General features: G+C 61.0%; 12 protein-coding genes. 3 read left to right on the plus strand and 9 right to left on the minus strand.

All coding sequences use genetic code 11. The annotated features are described in order from the left end of the window. The first annotated feature begins 73 nt into the window (after positions 1-73). Together BM059_RS19280 and cobA are read left to right on the plus strand one after the other, a co-directional pair. The gene (locus tag BM059_RS19280; RefSeq protein ID WP_074940967.1) at positions 74-2,791 is read left to right on the plus strand and encodes a nitrate reductase; all 2,718 of its coding nucleotides are present in this window, start codon (positions 74-76) and stop codon (positions 2,789-2,791) included. A 55-nt stretch (positions 2,792-2,846) separates the two neighbouring features. Then, positions 2,847-3,590 carry a uroporphyrinogen-III C-methyltransferase gene (gene cobA, locus BM059_RS19285; RefSeq protein ID WP_074940968.1) on the plus strand — a complete coding sequence of 248 codons (744 nt, stop codon included), beginning with the start codon at positions 2,847-2,849 and terminating at the stop codon, positions 3,588-3,590. Positions 3,591-3,655: 65 nt separating this feature from the next. Here cobA and BM059_RS19290 read toward each other — a convergent pair whose 3' ends face one another. The 8 genes from BM059_RS19290 to ppsA all read right to left on the minus strand — a co-directional run bounded on the left by BM059_RS19290 (position 3,656) and on the right by ppsA (position 11,821). Continuing rightward, complete coding sequence (locus tag BM059_RS19290) at positions 3,656-4,636, minus strand: OmpA family protein (RefSeq protein ID WP_036999653.1); 981 nt, start codon at positions 4,634-4,636, stop codon at positions 3,656-3,658. A gap of 108 nt (positions 4,637-4,744) precedes the next feature. Next, positions 4,745-5,335: an RNA polymerase sigma factor SigX gene (sigX, locus tag BM059_RS19295; protein WP_036999656.1), complete on the minus strand. Its 591-nt coding sequence runs from the start codon at positions 5,333-5,335 to the stop codon at positions 4,745-4,747. A gap of 82 nt (positions 5,336-5,417) precedes the next feature. Next, entirely contained in the window at positions 5,418-6,242 is an 825-nt protein-coding gene (locus BM059_RS19300; protein WP_036999657.1) for a mechanosensitive ion channel family protein, read from the minus strand. A 1-nt stretch (position 6,243) separates the two neighbouring features. Continuing rightward, the gene (locus tag BM059_RS19305; RefSeq protein ID WP_036999658.1) at positions 6,244-6,489 is read right to left on the minus strand and encodes a hypothetical protein; all 246 of its coding nucleotides are present in this window, start codon (positions 6,487-6,489) and stop codon (positions 6,244-6,246) included. A 55-nt stretch (positions 6,490-6,544) separates the two neighbouring features. Then, entirely contained in the window at positions 6,545-7,531 is a 987-nt protein-coding gene (locus BM059_RS19310; RefSeq protein ID WP_074940969.1) for a zinc transporter ZntB, read from the minus strand. Positions 7,532-7,535: 4 nt separating this feature from the next. Next, on the minus strand, positions 7,536-8,024 hold the full coding sequence (rraA, locus tag BM059_RS19315) for a ribonuclease E activity regulator RraA (protein WP_036999660.1): 489 nt from the start codon (positions 8,022-8,024) through the stop codon (positions 7,536-7,538). Between the two features lie 190 nt (positions 8,025-8,214). Then, positions 8,215-9,204, minus strand: coding sequence for an alpha/beta fold hydrolase (locus BM059_RS19320; protein ID WP_074940970.1), 990 nt, complete (start codon positions 9,202-9,204; stop codon positions 8,215-8,217). 244 nt (positions 9,205-9,448) lie between these two features. Then, on the minus strand, positions 9,449-11,821 hold the full coding sequence (ppsA, locus tag BM059_RS19325; protein ID WP_074940971.1) for a phosphoenolpyruvate synthase: 2,373 nt from the start codon (positions 11,819-11,821) through the stop codon (positions 9,449-9,451). Positions 11,822-12,081: 260 nt separating this feature from the next. On the opposite strand from ppsA, the gene ppsR reads away from it, so the two are divergent. After that, positions 12,082-12,900, plus strand: a complete 819-nt coding sequence (gene ppsR, locus BM059_RS19330) for a posphoenolpyruvate synthetase regulatory kinase/phosphorylase PpsR (protein WP_036999666.1) — start codon at positions 12,082-12,084, stop codon at positions 12,898-12,900. Positions 12,901-12,965: 65 nt separating this feature from the next. Here the strand turns inward: ppsR and prpF are convergent, their stop codons facing one another. Next, positions 12,966-14,165 carry a 2-methylaconitate cis-trans isomerase PrpF gene (prpF, locus tag BM059_RS19335; protein WP_074940972.1) on the minus strand — a complete coding sequence of 400 codons (1,200 nt, stop codon included), beginning with the start codon at positions 14,163-14,165 and terminating at the stop codon, positions 12,966-12,968. Positions 14,166-14,208: the final 43 nt, after the last annotated feature.

The following is a 14,208-nucleotide window of genomic DNA, read 5'->3' on the forward strand; positions in this document are numbered from 1 at the left end:
ACCTGGGTCGCCAGCAAGAACTCAGCGTCCCCCTAGCGCCTACAACAGGCCGCAAACCACGGAGTCGAGCGCCATGCCTACCCAACGCCAAATCACCGCTTCGACCTGCTGCTACTGCGGCGTCGGCTGCGGCGTGCTGATCGAGCACGACGGCGAGAAGATTCTCGGCGTCGCCGGCGACCCCAGCCACCCGGCCAACTTCGGCAAGCTGTGCAGCAAGGGCTCGACCTTGCACCTGACCGGTGACCTGGATGCCCGCGGCCAACACCCGCAGCTGCGCCTGGGCAAGAGCTTGGCCCGTGCGCGTACGGACTGGGACAGCGCCCTGGATCATGCCGCGAGTGTGTTCGCCGAAACCATTCGCGAGCACGGCCCGGACAGCGTCGCCTTCTACATCTCCGGCCAGTTGCTGACCGAGGATTACTACGCCTTCAACAAGCTGGCCCGTGCCCTGGTCGGCACCCACAACATCGACTCCAACTCACGCCTGTGCATGTCCAGCGCCGTGGTCGGCTACAAGCGCAGCCTGGGCGCCGACGCGCCGCCCTGCTCCTACCGCGATATCGAGCTGAGCGACTGCCTACTGATCGCCGGCTCCAACATGGCCTACGCCCACCCCGTGCTGTTCCGCCGCCTGGAAGAAGCCAAGGCGCGCCGACCAGAGATGAAGGTGATCGTCATCGACCCACGGCGCACCGACACCTGCGAGCTGGCCGACTTGCACCTGGCGATTCTGCCCGGTACCGATGTCGCGCTGTTCCACGGCATCCTCCACCTGTTGCTCTGGGAGGGCTGGATCGACCGCGCCTACATCGACGCCCATACCGAAGGCTTCGCTGCCCTGAAGAACCTGGTGCGCGACTACACCCCGGCAGCGGTCGCGGACATCTGCGGTATCAGCCGCGAGGCGCTACAGAGCTGCGCACAGTGGATCGGCCAGGCGCCGAGCTTCCTCTCGCTGTGGTGCATGGGGCTGAACCAGTCCACTGCCGGCAGCGCGAAGAACAGCGCATTGATCAACCTGCACCTGGCCACCGGGCAAATCGGCAAGCCCGGTGCCGGCCCCTTTTCCCTTACCGGCCAACCCAACGCCATGGGTGGCCGGGAAACCGGCAGCCTGAGCAACCTGCTGCCGGGCCACCGCGAAGCCGGCAACGCCGAACACCGTGCCGAAGTCGCGGCCTACTGGGGCATCGACGCGCTGCCGGAAACGCCCGGCCTGTCTGCCATCGAGCTGTTCGACGCGGTGCATGACGGGCGCATCAAGGCGCTGTGGATCGCCTGTACCAATCCGGCCCAATCCCTGCCGGATCAGAGCAAAATCCACGAAGCGCTGACCAACTGCCCTTTCGTGGTCGTGCAGGAAGCCTTCTTCACCACCGAGACCTGTCATTACGCCGACCTGCTACTACCCGCCGCTAGCTGGGGCGAGAAGGAAGGCACGGTGACCAACTCCGAGCGCCGCATCAGCCATGTACGCCGCGCCGTGCCAGCGCCCTTCGAGGCGCGGCCCGACTGGTCGATCACCTGCGATTTCGCCCGTCGCCTGGAAACTTTGCTGCGCCCCGGCCTGCCAAGCCTCTTCGACTTCCCCAACAGCGAAGCGCTGTTCGAGGAATACAAACACCTGACCACTCAGCGTGACCTCGATCTCAGTGGTATCAGCTACGCCTTGCTCGATGACCTGGGACCGCAGCAATGGCCCTTCCCGGCCGGTGCACAAGGCGGTAGCGAACGGCTCTACGCCGATGGCCGCTTCCCCACCGTCAGCGGTCGCGCGCAATTTCTGGCCGAGCCCTATCGGGCGGCGAAGGAGCGCCGCGAGTCGCGCTACTCGCTGACCCTTAATACCGGTCGCCTGCGCGACCAGTGGCACGGCATGAGCCGCACTGGCACCGCCGCGCAGTTGTTCGGCCATGTCGAAGGCCCCGTGCTGGGTTTGCATCCCGATGAACTGCGACGCAGGCGCCTGACCGACGGCGATCTGGTCAGGCTACGCAGCCGCCGTGGCAGCCTGATCCTGCCGGTACAGGTGGACGACAGCGTGCGCCCTGGCCAGGCCTGGTTGCCCATGCACTGGGGCAATCGCTTCCTGCGTGGCCTGGGCACCAATGTCCTGACCCAGCCGGCTTTCGATCCGCTGTCCAAACAGCCGGAACTCAAGCATGCCGGGGTAGAGGTGGATCGCGTCGAGCTGCCCTGGCAGTTCTTCGCGCTGGTCGAAGGCCAGGTGCAGACACGCTTCGAGGCGCTGCGCCCGCTGTTCGAGGATTTCGCCTACGCCAGCCTGACACCTACGGGACGCGAGCGTCCTGCCCTGCTGATCCGTGCCGCTAGTGCAATTGCGCCCGAGCCACAATTGCTGGCGCAGATCGACCACCTGCTGGATCTGGATAAAGGCCCGGTACTGGCCTACGACGACCCTCGACGAACCGTGGGCAAACGCGTGCGCATCGAGTCCGGGCGTATCGTCAGCCTCCGCCTGGCCGGCGAAACCGCCGCCAGTGAGTGGCTCAAGGGTCTGTGGCAGGAGGGTCAGGCCGAGGCCGAACTGCGGCGCTGGCTGCTTGCCCCGTTGTCCGCACCACCTGGCAGTGCCGGTAGCAACGGCTCTCGCCGCACGCTGTGCAACTGCCTGAACGTCAGCGAAAGCGCGATTCGCGCTGGCATTGCCCAAGGTCTGGATCTGAATGACCTCAAGCAGACGCTCAAATGCGGCACCAGCTGTGGCTCCTGCCTACCCGAGATCAAACGACTGCTGGCGCAACAGCCCACAGCAATGAACGCATGAGCGTGCTCAACCCCCTATTTCTGGTGCGCGCGGCGTACCCTACGAGGAATTCGATATGAACGCTAAAGTCTGGCTGGTAGGCGCCGGCCCCGGTGATCCTGAATTGCTCACCCTCAAGGCGGTGAAAGCACTGAACCAGGCCGAGGTAGTGATGATCGACGATCTGGTCAATCCGGCCGTGCTGGAGCACTGTCCGGGCGCGCGCATCGTCTCGGTGGGCAAACGCGGTGGTTGTCGCTCCACACCCCAGGATTTCATCCATCGCCTGATGCTGCGCTACGCCCGCCAGGGCAAATGCGTGGTACGCCTGAAAGGCGGCGACCCGTGCATTTTCGGTCGTGGTAGCGAGGAAGCCGACTGGCTGAGCGCCCACGGCATAGAGGTGGAACTGGTCAACGGCATCACCGCTGGCCTGGCCGGTGCCACCAGTTGCGGCATTCCCCTGACCCTACGCGGTGTCGCGCGCGGCGTAACCCTGGTCACTGCGCATACACAGGACGACAGCCCGCTGAACTGGCAAGCACTGGCGCAGAGCGGCACCACGCTGGTGGTCTATATGGGCGTGGCCAAGCTGCCGGAAATCCAGGCAGGCTTGCTCGCTGGTGGCATGAACGCGGATACGCCGGTAGCAATGATCGAGAACGCCTCTCTGCCTGGGCAGCGCGAGCTGCGCAGCAGTCTGCTAGCGATGGAACACGACGCCATCGCCTTCGCCCTCAAGAGCCCCGCCATCCTGGTGATTGGCGCGGTGGCCGCGGTAGATATGCAGGCGTACCTGCCACTGGCCCGACAGGCCTGAGGCGGGTTTTCTACAGGCAAAGAAAAACCCGGCCGAAGCCGGGTTTTCTTAGAGCATCAGGTCGATTACTGCTGAACCTGAGCTTCCACTTCTGCTTCAACGCGACGGTTGATGGCACGGCCATCAGCGGTGGCGTTGTCAGCAACCGGACGGGTCTCACCGTAACCGGCAGTGTTCACACGGCTACCGTCAACACCGTACTGGTTGACCAGAACTTCACGAACGGCTTTAGCACGACGCTCGGACAGGTTCTGGTTGTAAGTGTCGCTACCAACGGAGTCGGTGTGACCTTCAACAGTGGTGGTGGTCTGCGGGTACTGGTTCATGAAGTCAGCCAGGTTCTTGATGTCACCGTAGCTTTCTTCTTTGACGCGGTCCTTGTCGAAGTCGAACTTGACGTCCAGCTCAACACGAACAGCTTCCATTACCGGCTCAGGAGCAGGCTCAGGCATCGGCTCGGGTGCAGCAGCTACGACCGGAGCCGGAGCAGGCTTGCTGCCGCCACCGAAGTTCAGACCAACACCCACGCCAGCTTGCCACTCGGTGTCGCCCTGGTCGATGTTGTACAGAGCGTCAACGCCAGCACGGGCGTAGAACATTTCGGTGAAGTAGTACTTGGCACCAGCGCCAGCGATGGCCAGGGTGGAGTGGTTACGACCACCGCTGTTGGCGTCGCCGATGCTCTGATGGCCGAAACCGGCAGAGACGTACGGACGCAGACCAACACCCGGCTGACCGAAGTGGTAAATGGCCTTAAGGTCGGTCAGGTTGCCCTTGATGTTCTTGCTGCCTTGCGAACCTTCGCCACGCAGGTCGTGGTATTCGCCGTAGGACAGCGCCAGTTCGACGTCGTCAGTCAGGTAGTAGCCGATGCTGCCACCGAACAGGTTGCCTTCGTTGTGCGCGTAATCACGCTGAACGTCGGTGAAGTAGCGATTGACGAAGCCCTCCACCTCGACAGCGCCTTGGCCTTGCGCCAGCGCGCCGAAGGAGGTTGCGGCAACGAGAGAGCCAATGACTACGCCCAAGGTGTTTTTTACTTTCATCCGTTAAATCCCCATCTTGGTGGTTAATAAGTCGCCGTTAACTTCAGTCGGCAACTTGTTGGCGATTTTATCAGGTTTCGCCACTCCCTTAGTGGTCGGAAAGCTGAACTAAGTTTCGGAAGTGTCCGAAAATTTATCCCGCAACCGATCCAATGCTCGCTTGTAACGCATTTTCGTTGCGCTCAAGCCCATGTGCATGATGTCAGCAATCTCTTGAAACTCGAGCTCTGCGACAAAACGTAGCACCAGAATCTCGCGATCGATCGGGTTGACGTGTACCAACCACCGATCCAGACCGCCTCGCTCCTCGACTTTGGGTGTCTTATCGTCGGAAGCTTCTTCGAGCGGATCCAAACTTAAGGCGTCAATCAATCGACGCTTACGCCGCTCTTTTCGATACTGAGTAATGCATTCGTTGTAGGTGATGCTGTAAAGCCAGGTTTTGAACTTGGATTTACCCTCAAAGTTCTTAAGGCCATAAAGAACTTTTAACATCACCTCCTGACAGACATCATCAGCATCCCTTTCGTTCCCTAAATAGCGCGCACAAACGTTAAATAATGTTCGCTGGTAGCGCCGCATCAGCTCTTCATAAGCACGAGTGATGTGAAACAGCTCGTCGTGGGCGCGCGCCACCAGCTCTTCATCGGTGAGCTCGCGGGGGTCGTAGCGCGTGGGCAGGGCTTGAGCTTTGTTCAAAACGAGTCGGGCCGACGGTCAGGACGAAAAGTGCCCGGCAGGTCACGCCTGTCGGGCAGCTGCATAAAATAACAGATTGGCGTCAGCGACTGTTCACGCGTTGCTCGAGCATCACTCGATTTGCCACCGATACCAGCTCGCCGGTATCGGTCAACAGGGTGGTTTTCACTGTGCCGATCTCTTCGATCTGCCCTTCGACATCACCAACCTGCACTTGTTGCCCAACTTCATAGAGTTCGCGCACATAGATGCCCGCGAGGATCTGACTGGCGATATCGCGACTGCCCAAGCCCAGCGCCAATGCGACCGCCAGCCCCACGGAGATCAGCACGATAGCGATCACGTTGTTGAGCAGATCGGTCTTGACCTCCAGTTGGCCGATCGCCACGGAGATGCTGATGATGATCACCAGCCCTTGCGCCACCCGACCCAGGCCATGTGCATATTCCAGACCGACGCCCTCGGCAGCGCCGCGTACCAGGCTGCTGACCAACTGCGCCAGCAGCACGCCGGCGAGCAGCACCAGGGCCGCGCCGAAGACCTTGGGCAGATACAGCGCCAGCACGTCCAGAGTCGCGGAGACACGTTGCAGGCCGAGCGATTCAGCGGCCGAAACCAGGAAGATCAGCAGCACGAACCAGTAGACGATCTTGCCGATCAGGGTCGATACCGGGGCGTGAATGCCAACACGCGCCAGCAGCTTGGTCAGGCCGGTCCCCGTCATCAGGCGGTCCAGGCCGACCTTGCCCAGCAGCTTGGACAGCAGCGTGTCGAGCAGCTTGGCAACGACGAAGCCAAGCAGCACCAGCACCAACGCGACGAACAGGTTGGGAATGAAGCCGGCAACCTTGGTCCACAGTGCGGTCATCGCGGAGATCAGGCTTTGGGTCCAGGGATCGAGTTCCATTTCAGTCGGCCTTATCAGCAGAAGCAGAGGATTGGGTACGGCGCGAAACCGGCGCGACATGCGCCGAACCGTTGTTCAGGGCAATCATCAGGGCCTGAGCCCAGTGGCCCATCAGGCTGAACAGATCACCAGCACCGACCTGGCGGTTGGCCGTCTTGAGAACCCGGTGCAGGCAAGCATCGTCGTCATGAGTGGACGGCGAGGACTTGAGTAAATCACGTAGAGACTCTTCGAATGGATCGTGCATGCGCACCTCACGGGATATCACGGCTAGACGCAGTAGCCGGCAAATGAGTCACACATCACAACCAACGCCAACGGCGAAAAAGCAGCAGTTGTCCTACCGCCAGAAGCATCATGAGGCCGCAGGCGATGAAGAACCCCACGGGGTTTTCAGCGCCGGGAATGCCACCAACGTTAATGCCCAGCAGCCCCGTCAGGAAGGTCAGCGGGAGGAACAGCCCAGTGATCACGGTAAAGCGGTACATGATGCGATTCATGCGCTCGCCGAGACGGCGACTCTCCGCTTCCAGCACCAGGCCGACGCGCTCACGAATCAGCTCCAGCTCCTCCAGATAGCGAGTCAGGCGGTTGTTCAGCTCATTCCAGTAGTCATCATCATCCTCGACAAACCAGGGCTGCCGATTACGTGCCAATTGCGCATAGAGATCGCGCTGCGGCGCGAGAAAGCGCCGCAAGCTCGCTGCACGCCGACGCACCTGGAGCATCAGGCCGTGGTTGGGTAGATAGCGCTCGCCGTCGTCGAGGCGGTCTTCCTCGTCATCCAGCTGCTCGCTCAGCTCAGTGATCAGGTCATCGACGCGACTGGTCAGGTGACGAGCCAACTCGAGCAGCAGCTCGGAAGAGGTTTTCGGCCCTTTGCCAGCCAACAGATCGGCAATCAGCGCGTCGGTCGCGAGCAATGGACGCAAGCGCAGGGAAATGACTCGACGGGCATCGGCGAAGATGCGCACCGACACCATGTCTTCCGGCTCGGCGCCGGGGTTGCGGTTGACGCCGCGCAGGAAGATCAGCATCTCGTTGTCGGGCAACGGCAGAAGGCGCGGCCGAGTGTTCTCTTCCAGCAGCAGATCGCAGCTGAATTCATCCAGGCCACTGTGCTCGCGCAACCAGTGCTGCGACTGTACCTGACTACGATCCCAGTGCAGCCAGAGGCTTTCCTGCTCGCCTAGCTGCAGGCTGTCCAACTCTTCACGACTGATGCCGTGCGCACCGCCATGACCATCGAGTACGAAGGCGTGCAGCAGCGCCGAATCCTGATCCTGCATCGGCTTATTCCGGCATGTTCAGGGCTTGCGGGGAAACGATGACGCCGTTGTTATCGGCGTACAGGTAATCGCCCGGCTTGAACGTCACACCGCCGAAAGTGACGGGGATATTCAGGTCACCAATACCGCGCTTGTCGGTTTTCATCGGGTGGCTGGCCAGTGCCTGCACACCCAGATCGGTTTGCGCGATGACGTCGACGTCACGGATGCAGCCGTAGACCACGATGCCTTCCCAGCCATTCTTGGCCGCCTTCTCGGCCAGCATGTCGCCGAGCAACGCACGACGCAGGGAGCCGCCGCCATCCACCACCAGCACCTTGCCCTGACCAGGCAGATCGACCTGCTCCTTCACCAACGAGTTGTCCTCATGACACTTGATGGTGACGATCTGACCGCCGAAAGAATCGCGGCCGCCGTAGTTGGCGAACATCGGCTCTACGACCTGAACCAGCTCCGGGTAGGCATCGCACAGATCGGGGGTGATGTAGTGCATGACAGAACTCCTTTCGACAGTGAATGAGCAAGCAGCCACCTTCATGGACCTGCCTGAAGCGGGACAATTCAGCTCCGCTGATTCGCTTGCAATGAACGGTGAGCAGCCAATAGCTCTGTAAATGACCACCAGAGCACGAGGCGTCACATATTACCGGTAAGCAGCTCGCGAATAAACGCTTGTGACAGCCTCAGGTTCCCGCCACAGAGGCCTGTTCGGCAAAACCGGCGGGCAATTGCAGGTGCTGCAACCAATACTCGGTCAGTGGCCACACCTCGCGCTGCGCCTCCTTGCTGACCAGCATTTCGACATGCCCGAAATCACTGGAAAAGCCGTTGTCCTTGCCCAGCAAGAGGAACTGGGCCGGGGCCGAACTGCACTGTTCGAGAAGCTTGCGACAGGCCCAGGCAGGGTCCTGGTGATCGGCTGTCGCCCCTACGGCCAGTATCGGCATGCGCACCTGAGTGAGGCCAGCCCACCAATCGCGCTCACCATCGCCGAAACGTCCGAACAGCCTGAGCCAGCGCAGCGTTTCCAGCGCCAGACCGACCGGTTCGTCTTCAGGGCCACGCTTCAGTCGCCGCCCAGACAGGTAGGGAAACGCGCGCAACAGTAGACGACCACCCCACTCCACTGGTGGCACCTTCAATGGCCAGTAGATGCGACTGATCTGGCTACCAAACAGTGCCGCCGAACGCGCACGCGACTCCGCGAGATATTCGCCGCCCAGCGCCGCAGCCAGAATCACTCCACCCAGCGAGTGGCCAATCCAGTGCGCCGCCTGGCCAGTTTGCTCGAAGATGAAATCAGCGATCGCCGGCAGGTCGTAACGCACGTACTGCGCCACATTGTTGCTTCGATAACTGTAATTACGCGGCGACAGGCCGTGGCCACGCATCTCGGCAATCCATACATCGAATCCAGCACGTGCAAGGTAAGCCCCCAGGCCAATGCCCTTGGGTGAATACCAGAAGCGACGGTTGGAAAAACTGCCGTGCAGCAGCACCACGGGCACACCCCGCGTACTTTCAGCACCCGCCCTCCCAAGCCGGGTCAAGGCCAGCTCGACGCTGAGATCCGGGCTGTTGTTGGGTTTCAGAAGATAGACGTCTTCACTGAGATCGCCACGCAACTCGGCGCTGATCAGCGAAACGGGAAAAAGCTCACTACTGCTTTGCATGGATCAGGTGACCGCACCGGCGAGATGCCACAAATGAAAAACGACACACATAAACAATCATCGAGCGCGACTTGAATGATGTCGCCCGCGACGCCCCAAGAGTAACTGCCAGATTTGATCAGCCACAAAAAACCGCCGGGAGCGACATTCATATCGCCGACGACGGCTTGGGGTGGCTAACAAAACCGCATGGCCACCAAAAAGGGCGGGATCAACCCGCCCTTTTTGCGATCAATCACTGGCCTCAGGCAGGCTGAGTCTCTGCCAGGAAGAACCAGGTGTCGAGTACCGAGTCAGGGTTCAGCGAAACGCTCTCGATGCCCTGCTCCATCAGCCACTTGGCCAGATCAGGATGGTCCGACGGGCCCTGACCGCAGATGCCGATGTACTTGCCAGCCTTGTTACAGGCGGCGATGGCGTTGGCCAGCAGTTTTTTCACGGCCGGGTTACGCTCATCGAACAGATGGGCGACGATGCCAGAGTCGCGATCCAGGCCCAAGGTCAGCTGGGTCAGGTCATTGGACCCGATGGAGAAACCGTCGAAGAACTCGAGGAATTCCTCGGCCAAGATGGCGTTGGACGGCAGCTCGCACATCATGATGACCTTCAGACCATCCTGACCGCGAGCAAGGCCATTGCCAGCCAGCAGCTCGACCACTTGCGAAGCCTCGCCCAGGGTACGCACGAAGGGCACCATGATCTCGACGTTGGTCAGGCCCATCTCGTTGCGCACTTTCTTCAGTGCACGGCACTCCAGCTCGAAGCAGTCGCGGAAGGATTCGCTGATGTAGCGCGAAGCACCACGGAAGCCCAGCATCGGGTTCTCTTCTTCCGGCTCGTACAGCTTGCCGCCGATCAGGTTGGCGTATTCGTTGGACTTGAAGTCCGACAGGCGCACGATGACCTTCTTCGGCCAGAAGGCCGCGGCCAGGGTGCTGATACCCTCGACCAGCTTCTCGACGTAGAAGTCGACCGGATCGCCATAACCGGCGATGCGCTTCTCGACGCTGTCCTTGATCTCCGGCGGCAAGCTGGCGAAGTTCAGCAGCGCCTTTGGGTGCACGCCAATCATGCGGTTGATGATGAATTCCAGACGGGCCAGGCCCACGCCTTCGTTCGGCAGTTGGGCGAAGTCGAAGGCGCGATCCGGGTTGCCGACGTTCATCATGATCTTGAACGGCAGATCCGGCATGGCGTCGACCGAATTCTTACGAATATCGAAGCCCAGTTCGCCTTCGAAGATGAAACCGGTGTCGCCTTCGGCGCAGGATACGGTGACGCCCTGGCCGTCCTTCAGCACGTGGGTGGCGTTGCCGCAACCGACCACGGCCGGGATGCCCAGCTCACGGGCGATGATCGCCGCGTGGCAGGTACGGCCGCCACGGTTGGTGACGATGGCGCTGGCGCGCTTCATCACCGGCTCCCAATCCGGATCGGTCATGTCGGAGACCAGTACGTCGCCCGGCTGCACCTTGTCCATCTCGGACACGTCATGAATAACGCGCACCTTGCCGGCGCCGATGCGCTGACCGATGGCGCGGCCTTCGACCAGAACGGTACCCTTCTCTTTCAGCAGGTACCGCTCCATCACGGTCGCACTGGCACGGCTCTTCACGGTTTCCGGACGGGCCTGAACGATGTATAGCTTGCCGTCATCACCGTCCTTGGCCCATTCGATGTCCATCGGACGGCCATAGTGTTTCTCGATGATCAGCGCCTGTTTGGCCAGCTCGCTGACCTCGGCATCGGTGATACAGAAACGTGCGCGCTCGGCGCGGTCGACTTCGACGGTCTTGACCGAGCGACCGGCCTTGGCTTCGTCACCGTAGATCATCTTGATCGCCTTACTGCCCAGATTGCGGCGCAGAATCGCTGGGCGGCCCGCCTCCAGGGTCGGCTTGTGCACGTAGAACTCGTCAGGGTTGACCGCACCTTGCACCACAGTCTCGCCGAGACCATAGGCGCCGGTGATGAACACCACATCACGGAAGCCGGACTCGGTATCCAGGGTGAACATCACGCCGGCTGTGCCGGTTTCCGAACGCACCATGCGTTGCACGCCGGCAGACAGGGCAACCAGTTTGTGGTCGAAGCCCTGGTGCACGCGGTAGGCGATGGCGCGGTCGTTGAACAGGGAAGCGAAGACTTCCTTGGCCGCGCGGATCACGTTGTCCACGCCGCGAATATTGAGGAAGGTTTCCTGTTGGCCGGCAAAGGAAGCATCCGGCAAGTCTTCGGCGGTGGCGGAGGAACGCACGGCCACGGCCATGTTCTCGTTGCCGGCGCTCATTTCGGCGAACGCCTTGCGAATCTCGGCATCCAGTTGGGCCGGGAACTCGGCGTCCATCACCCACTGGCGAATCTGCGCGCCGGTCTTGGCCAGGGCATTGACGTCGTCAACGTCGAGCACGTCGAGCGCTGCATGGATCTGCGCGTTCAGCCCGCTCTGCTCGAGGAAGTCGCGGTAAGCCTGAGCCGTAGTGGCGAAACCGCCGGGAACCGAGACGCCGGCACCAGCCAGATTGCTGATCATCTCGCCGAGGGATGCGTTTTTGCCCCCCACATGCTCAACATCATGATTGCCGAGCTTATCGAGGGAAACTACGTACTCTACCAAGGTGATCTCTCCACTAAGATATTGGAAAAGCTCAGAATTTGCGTAAAGCCAGTTGCGCGTCGACCCTGCTGCGTTAAAAGCAGGCTCTAGCTCGCAAGCCTTTGCACAAACTCTCGGGGGGCTGGATGCTCTGGCGACGAACTGCCGCAAGATTGTGGCCTTGCCCTTGAATAAGTAACAATGCCAAAACCCATGGGGCTGGCGAAAAACGCGGCCTATCATAGCCAAGAATCGAACTCAGCTTAAGGCCTTTGGCGCAAATGAAACGTACCGCTTTCTTCATCTCCGACGGCACCGGCATCACGGCCGAGACCCTGGGCCAGAGCCTGCTCGCGCAGTTCGAGAATATCCAGTTCACCAAACTGACGCGCCCTTATATCGACAGCGTCGATAAAGCGCGCGCCATGGTACAACAAATCGATGCTGCCGCAGAAAGGGACGGCGCGCGTCCGATCATCTTCGACACCATCGTCAACCGTGACATTCGTGCGATCCTCGATACCGCCAATGGTTTCATGATCGACATTTTCTCCACCTTTCTCTCGCCGCTGGAGCAGGAGCTGAGCTCGCACTCCTCATACTCCGTCGGCAAATCGCACTCCATCGGCCAGCACTCCAACTACATGGAGCGCATCGAAGCGGTGAACTTCGCCCTGGACAACGACGATGGCGCACGTACCCACTATTACGACAAGGCCGACCTGATCCTGGTCGGCGTGTCGCGTTGCGGCAAGACGCCCACCTGCCTGTACATGGCCATGCAGTACGGCATCCGCGCCGCCAACTACCCGCTGACCGAAGACGACATGGAACGCCTGCAACTGCCCGAGTCGCTGAAGAAATACCGCGACAAGCTGTTCGGCCTGACCATTGACCCGGACCGCCTCACCGCCATCCGCCACGAGCGCAAACCCAACAGTCGCTACGCCAGCTTCGCCCAGTGCGAGTTCGAGGTGCGCGAAGTGGAGGGCCTGTTCCGCCGCGAAAATATCGCCTTCATCAACTCCACGCATTTCTCGGTCGAGGAAATCTCGGCCAAGATCTTGGTGGAAAAAGGTGTTGAACGCCGCCTTAAATAAGCTTCGTAACTAGCTGTTTAAAAATAAAAAGACTCGAAACCTCGAGTCTTTTCTAAGTTAGAGCATCAGAAACTTCCGCCCGGCACTCGCACCCACCCCTCCATCAGGATGCGCGCACTGCGACTCATCACGGCCTTGGTCACTGTCCATTGGCCGTCGACCCGTTTGGCCTGAGCGCCGACCCGCAAGGTGCCGGACGGATGGCCGAAACGCACCGCCTCGCGCTCGCCGCCGCCAGCGGCGATGTTGACCAGCGTTCCCGGAATCGCCGCTGCCGTCCCGATGGCCACTGCGCAGGTGCCCATCATCGCGTGGTGCAGCTTGCCCATGGACAGCGCCCGCACCAACAGATCGACCCCGCCGGCCTTGACCTCCTTGCCGCTAGAGGTGCGGTAGTCCTTGGGCGGACTGACGAAAGCGATCTTCGGGGTGTGCTGACGTGTCGCAGCCTCCTCGGCCGTTTTGATCAGCCCCATGCGCAGCGCACCGGCAATGCGGATCTGCTCGAAGCGCGCCAGTTGCGCCGGATCGCCGTTGATCGCTTCGCGCAGCTCGGTGCCCTGATAGCCGATGTCTTCGGCATTGACGAAGATGGTCGGGATGCCAGCCGTGATCATGGTCGCCTTCAAGGTACCCCCTTCTACAACATCAGCCGGCACCTCCAGGTCATCGACCAGATTGCCGGTGGGGAACATCGAGCCGCCCTCCTCGCCATCATCGGACGGATCGAGGAACTCCAGCACGATCTCCGCCGCCGGGAAGGTCACGCCGTCCAGCTCGAAGTTACCGGTTTCCTGCACCTGGCCGTCCGTGATCGGCACATGGGCGATGATGGTTTTCTGAATATTGGCCTGCCAGATGCGCACCACGCAGGTGCCGTTCTCGGGAATCCGCGCGGCATCGACCAGGCCGGCATGAATGGCGAAAGCGCCGGCGGCGGTGGACAGGTTGCCGCAATTGCCGCTCCAGTCGACGAAAGCCTTGTCGATTGAGACCTGACCGTAGAGGTAATCGACATCATGCTCGGGCTGGCTGCTTTTCGACAGGATCACGCATTTCGAGGTGCTCGAGGTAGCGCCGCCCATGCCGTCGATCTGCGCGGCGTACGGATCGGGGCTGCCGATCACGCGCATAAACAGCTTGTCGCGGGCCTCACCCGGCACCCGGCAGCGCTCGGGCAGATCCTGCAAACGGAAGAATACGCCCTTGCTGGTGCCGCCTCGGATGTAGGTGGCGGGGATTTTCACTTGCGGCAGATGGGCCATGAGTGCAGTCCTGATTGGAAATGATGGTGCTGGTTTTTCCCGG

Source organism: Ectopseudomonas composti (genome assembly GCF_900115475.1).
GTDB lineage: Bacteria > Pseudomonadota > Gammaproteobacteria > Pseudomonadales > Pseudomonadaceae > Aquipseudomonas > Aquipseudomonas composti.

Bases quoted from the DNA above. Each gene is read 5' to 3' on its own strand.
- BM059_RS19280 (WP_074940967.1), top strand. From the start codon at position 74: ATGCCTACCCAACGCCAAATCACCGCTTCGACCTGCTGCTACTGCGGC.
- cobA (WP_074940968.1), top strand. From the start codon at position 2,847: ATGAACGCTAAAGTCTGGCTGGTAGGCGCCGGCCCCGGTGATCCTGAA.
- BM059_RS19290 (WP_036999653.1), bottom strand. From the start codon at position 4,636: ATGAAAGTAAAAAACACCTTGGGCGTAGTCATTGGCTCTCTCGTTGCC.
- BM059_RS19300 (WP_036999657.1), bottom strand. From the start codon at position 6,242: ATGGAACTCGATCCCTGGACCCAAAGCCTGATCTCCGCGATGACCGCA.
- BM059_RS19305 (WP_036999658.1), bottom strand. From the start codon at position 6,489: ATGCACGATCCATTCGAAGAGTCTCTACGTGATTTACTCAAGTCCTCG.
- BM059_RS19310 (WP_074940969.1), bottom strand. From the start codon at position 7,531: ATGCAGGATCAGGATTCGGCGCTGCTGCACGCCTTCGTACTCGATGGT.
- rraA (WP_036999660.1), bottom strand. From the start codon at position 8,024: ATGCACTACATCACCCCCGATCTGTGCGATGCCTACCCGGAGCTGGTT.
- BM059_RS19320 (WP_074940970.1), bottom strand. From the start codon at position 9,204: ATGCAAAGCAGTAGTGAGCTTTTTCCCGTTTCGCTGATCAGCGCCGAG.
- ppsR (WP_036999666.1), top strand. From the start codon at position 12,082: ATGAAACGTACCGCTTTCTTCATCTCCGACGGCACCGGCATCACGGCC.
- prpF (WP_074940972.1), bottom strand. From the start codon at position 14,165: ATGGCCCATCTGCCGCAAGTGAAAATCCCCGCCACCTACATCCGAGGC.